The 4,281-nt window shown below is 67.2% G+C and carries 5 protein-coding genes; all 5 read left to right on the plus strand.

What is annotated here, in order from left to right; genetic code table 11:
* Window positions 1-61 precede the first annotated feature (61 nt).
* Window positions 62-1,426: a class I SAM-dependent methyltransferase gene (locus AC2VOU_RS13580; protein WP_486957856.1), complete on the plus strand. Its 1,365-nt coding sequence runs from the start codon at window positions 62-64 to the stop codon at window positions 1,424-1,426.
* Window positions 1,426-2,214: a DUF1295 domain-containing protein gene (locus AC2VOU_RS13585; RefSeq protein WP_486957857.1), complete on the plus strand. Its 789-nt coding sequence runs from the start codon at window positions 1,426-1,428 to the stop codon at window positions 2,212-2,214. The genes AC2VOU_RS13580 and AC2VOU_RS13585 overlap by 1 nt, the downstream gene beginning before the upstream one ends.
* A 35-nt stretch (window positions 2,215-2,249) precedes the next feature.
* Window positions 2,250-2,810 carry a sigma-70 family RNA polymerase sigma factor gene (locus AC2VOU_RS13590; RefSeq protein ID WP_486957853.1) on the plus strand — a complete coding sequence of 187 codons (561 nt, stop codon included), beginning with the start codon at window positions 2,250-2,252 and terminating at the stop codon, window positions 2,808-2,810.
* Window positions 2,807-3,490 (plus strand): anti-sigma factor, encoded by a 684-nt coding sequence (locus AC2VOU_RS13595; RefSeq protein WP_486957854.1) that lies wholly within the window; start codon window positions 2,807-2,809, stop codon window positions 3,488-3,490. Before AC2VOU_RS13590 ends, AC2VOU_RS13595 begins: the two co-directional genes overlap by 4 nt.
* Before the next feature lie 30 nt (window positions 3,491-3,520).
* Window positions 3,521-4,281, plus strand: a 761-nt coding sequence (locus AC2VOU_RS13600; protein ID WP_486957855.1) for an NAD(P)-binding protein, incomplete at its 3' end; no start/stop codon positions are given.

Genomic DNA, 4,281 nt, shown 5'->3' on the forward strand with positions numbered 1-4,281 from the left:
GTCCTTCGTCGCGACCCTGCGCGGCACCCGCCGACCCGCGACGGTGAGCCACGTGGCACGGATGCAGATCCTCGCGCCCCTCGCCCCGTTGATGATCGCGCTGCGGATCCGCGTCCAAGGGATCGCACTGTGGCTACGACGGCTTCCGGTGCTGCCGCGCAATCCGGTGGGCATCGAGAAGACCCGTGCCACCATCGATCCAGAGCGCTGGCCCGCAGTGGCGAAAGTTCCCGGCGGGCCCGCTTCGTCGGCGTCCGCGGTGGTGGCCGACCGGCTGCTGCGCCGCATCGCCGGCCGACTGCCCTTGCGGCTGACGTACCCGGACGGCTCGGTGATCGGCGCGCAGGACACGACGGCGCCGACACTGACGATCCACCAGCCGGACCGGTTGGCCCGTCGCATCGGACGGCACGGACTGATCGGGTTCGGCGAGTCCTACATGGCCGGCGAGTGGGAGTCCGATGCGCTCACCGAGGCGCTGACCGTGCTCGCCGGCGGAATGGACACTGTGGTACCCCACAGCTTGCAGTGGCTGCGCCCCATCGTCACTGCTTCCCAACCACTATCGGCAAACCGCAGCAGGCGCCAGAGTCGGCAGGCCATCGCGGCGCACTATGACCTTTCCAACGATTTGTTCGGGGAATTCCTCGACGAAACCATGTCGTATTCGAGCGCACTGTTCACCAGTTTGCCTGCGGCGTGGCCGGATCTTGCCGACGCGCAGCGGCGCAAGATCGATCGACTTCTGGACGCGGCGCACGTGGGTCCGGGTACCGAACTCTTGGAAGTCGGGACCGGCTGGGGAGAACTCGCCATCCGGGCGGCCGCGCGCGGGGCCAACGTCCGCTCGATCACGCTTTCCGAGCGCCAGCAATGGCTGGCTGCCCGGCGCGCCGCCGCCGCCGGGCTGTCTGATCGGGTGAAAGTCGATCTGCGTGACTTCCGCGACGTCGGCGGAAACTACGACGCGGTGATATCGGTCGAGATGATCGAAGCCATCGGCTATCACGCCTGGCCAGAGTATTTCCGCGCGCTGGATCAGCTGCTGGCTCCGAGGGGACGGCTCGCGGTGCAGGCCATCACCATGCCGCACCACCGGATGATGGCAACCCGCGACACCCACACGTGGATTCAGAAATACATCTTCCCCGGAGGGTTGCTTCCGTCCAGCAAGGCCGTCATGGACATCGTCGGGCGCGAGACCCAGTTGCACACCATCGATGAGTTGTCGCTGCGTGATCACTACGCCGAGACACTGCGACTGTGGCGGGAGCGGTTCATGCAGCGCCGGAAGACGCTGTCGCACATCGGTTTCGACGAGGTCTTCGCGCGGATGTGGGAGCTTTACCTGGCGCACGCCGAAGCCGGCTTCCGGTCGGGATACCTCGACGTCTACCAATGGACCTTCGCCAAGGCAGTGACGTGATGTTGGCCGACTTCGCGATTGTCTCGGGCGCCTCGCTTGTCGCGCTGACGGTGGTGCACGCCATCACCTTCGGCATCGGGCACCGCATCGGTCGCTACAACGTCGTCGACGTTGCCTGGGGTCTGGGGTTCATCGCAGTCGCGACGGTCGCGGCGCTGCTCGGCCACGGCGATCAGTTCCGTCGGCACCTGGTGCTGGCGCTGGTCGCCATCTGGGCCGGCCGGCTCAGCTGGTTCATCGCCCGCAAATCCGCCGGCAAGGGCGAAGACCCGCGCTACGCCGATATGCTCCGCGGCGCGGGCGTCGGCCAGGTGGTGGTCAAGGTATTCGTGCTGCAAGCCTTCATGACCTGGTTCATCGCACTGCCGTTGCAGCTCTCGGCGGTGTCAGGTCCGACCCCGACACGGTTGCTGGCGGTCACCTCGGCCGGGGTGCTGGTGTGGTTGGTCGGCGTGCTTTTCGAAGCCGTCGGCGACCACCAGCTGCAGACGTTCAAGTCCGACCCCGCGCACAACGGCGTGGTGATGGATCGTGGGCTGTGGATGTGGACGCGGCACCCCAACTACTTCGGCGACGCCTGCGTCTGGTGGGGGTTGTGGCTGGTCACGTTGACCGCCTGGTGGTCGGCCGCCACGGTGCTCTCCCCCGTCACGATGACGTATTTCCTGGTCTACGCCACTGGCGCCCGGCTCACCGAGAAATACATGAGAGGCCGGCCGGGGTTCAGCGAATACCAGCAACGGACATCCTTTTTCATTCCACGCCCGCCTCGATCGGCACGATCATGACGGCCGCTGTCGCCGAGCGGCTAGGCTACCGGTCGATGAGCGGACCCCGGCAACGCACCGACCTCGACGCATTGCTGCGCCGGGTGGCGCAGCGCGAGCCCGACGCGTTCGCCGCGCTGTACGACGGCACGCGGGCCCGGGTCTACGGACTGATCACCCGGGTGTTGCGGGATCCGGGCTATAGCGAGGAGACCACCCAGGAGGTTTACCTGGAGGTGTGGCGGAACGCGACGTCGTACGACCCGGCGAAGGGCTCCGCGCTGTCGTGGCTGATGACCATCGCGCACCGCCGGGCCGTCGACCGCGTGCGTGCCGAGCAGTCCGCCGGCCAGCGGGAGTCACGCTACGGCGCGGCCACGGTGGATCGTCCGAGCGATCTGGTGGCCGATTCGGCGATCGCCGCCGACGAGCATCGGCGGGTGGCGGCCTGCCTGGACTCTCTCACCGACGTGCAGCGGCAGTGCATCGAGATGGCGTACTACGGCGGATTGACCTACGCCGAAGTCTCACAGCGGTTGTCGGCCAATTTGTCGACGATCAAGTCGCGGATGCGGGACGCGCTGCGCGGTCTGCGCGGCTGCCTGGGGGTGACATGACCGGACCCACGGAATTCGACTTGCTCGAACTGGCCACGCCGTATGCGCTGAACGCCGTCACCGATAGCGAACGCGTCGACATCGACCGGCAACTCGCCGCCGCGCCGCAAGCCGTCGCCGCGGCTTTCCGCGACGAGGTGCGCGCGGTGCGCGAGACCATGGCTGTGCTGTCGTCGACCACAGCCCTCGAGCCGCCCGAGCGGCTGCGCGCGGCGATACTTGCCGACGCCACCCGCCGGCCTCGTTGGCGCGCGGCCATCTTGGCCGCCGCCGCCGCGATCGTGGTGGCGTTGGCGGCCTTCGGCGCGGGCATCGCGTTACGCCCGGCACACGTCCCGACGATGGCCGAGCAGATCATCTCGGCACCCGATGTGCGTACAGCCTCGACCCCGATGGCCGGCGGCACGGCGACGGTGGTCTTTTCGCGGGACATGAACGGCGCTGTGCTGGTGATGGATAACGTGCCGCCACCGTCGCAGGGCACGGTCTACCAGATGTGGCTGGTCGGCGACAAGGGCGCACAGTCGGCCGGCACGATGAACGCCGCCGCCATCACGCCGTCGACCACGCACACGTTCACCAGCCTGAAGAACTCCAACATGCTCGCCTTTACCGTCGAACCCGGCGGCGGTTCACCCCAACCGACCGGAAAGATTTTCGCGAAACTACCGCTCGACTAATCGCGGACGCCAGCAAGGGGGAGAATCGGCGTGACAAGGATTGACACGGACTACCTGGTCGTCGGCGCCGGCGCGATGGGCATGGCCTTCACCGACACCCTGGTGACCGAGACCGACGCACAGGTGGTGATCGTCGACCGGGGGCATTCCCCGGGCGGCCACTGGAACAGCGCCTATCCGTTCGTCCGACTGCACCAGCCCTCGGCCTATTACGGCGTCAACTCCCGCGGACTGGGCAGCGACACCATCGACCAACTCGGCTGGAACGAAGGGCTCTACGAGTTGGCGACGGTCGGCGAGATCTGCGCTTACTTCGAAAAAGTGATGCACCAGGACCTACTGCCGAGCGGGCAGGTGTCCTACTTCCCGATGGCCGAGTATCTGGGCGACGGCCGGTTTCGCTCGCTGCCCGGCGGCGACTACACCGTCAACGCGCGCCGCCGGATCGTCGATGCGACCTACCTGCAGACCACGGTGCCGTCGATGCGTCCGCCGGCCTACGACGTCGCCTCTCGCGTCGACTGCGTGCCGCCCAACGGCATGCCGGCCAACGCGGTCGGTCGCGAGCGATTCGTTGTCGTCGGCGCCGGCAAGACCGGCATCGATGCGTGTTTGTGGTTGCTGCGCAACGGTATTCCGCCGGAACGGCTGACCTGGATCATGCCGCGCGATTCGTGGCTGATGGACCGCGCCACCATCCAGCCCGGAGCGCAGTTCCTCGATCGGTTCCAGACCGGATTCGCCCAACGACTGGTCGCCATCGAGGCCGCCACAGATGTCGCCGACTTGTT

Source organism: Mycobacterium sp. TH-M25 (genome assembly GCF_057473665.1).

What these genes read in the sequence shown, in the direction of transcription:
- AC2VOU_RS13580 (WP_486957856.1), top strand. Translation starts at nt 62, where the DNA reads ATGCAGATCCTCGCGCCCCTCGCCCCGTTGATGATCGCGCTGCGGATC.
- AC2VOU_RS13585 (WP_486957857.1), top strand. Translation starts at nt 1,426, where the DNA reads ATGTTGGCCGACTTCGCGATTGTCTCGGGCGCCTCGCTTGTCGCGCTG.
- AC2VOU_RS13590 (WP_486957853.1), top strand. Translation starts at nt 2,250, where the DNA reads ATGAGCGGACCCCGGCAACGCACCGACCTCGACGCATTGCTGCGCCGG.
- AC2VOU_RS13595 (WP_486957854.1), top strand. Translation starts at nt 2,807, where the DNA reads ATGACCGGACCCACGGAATTCGACTTGCTCGAACTGGCCACGCCGTAT.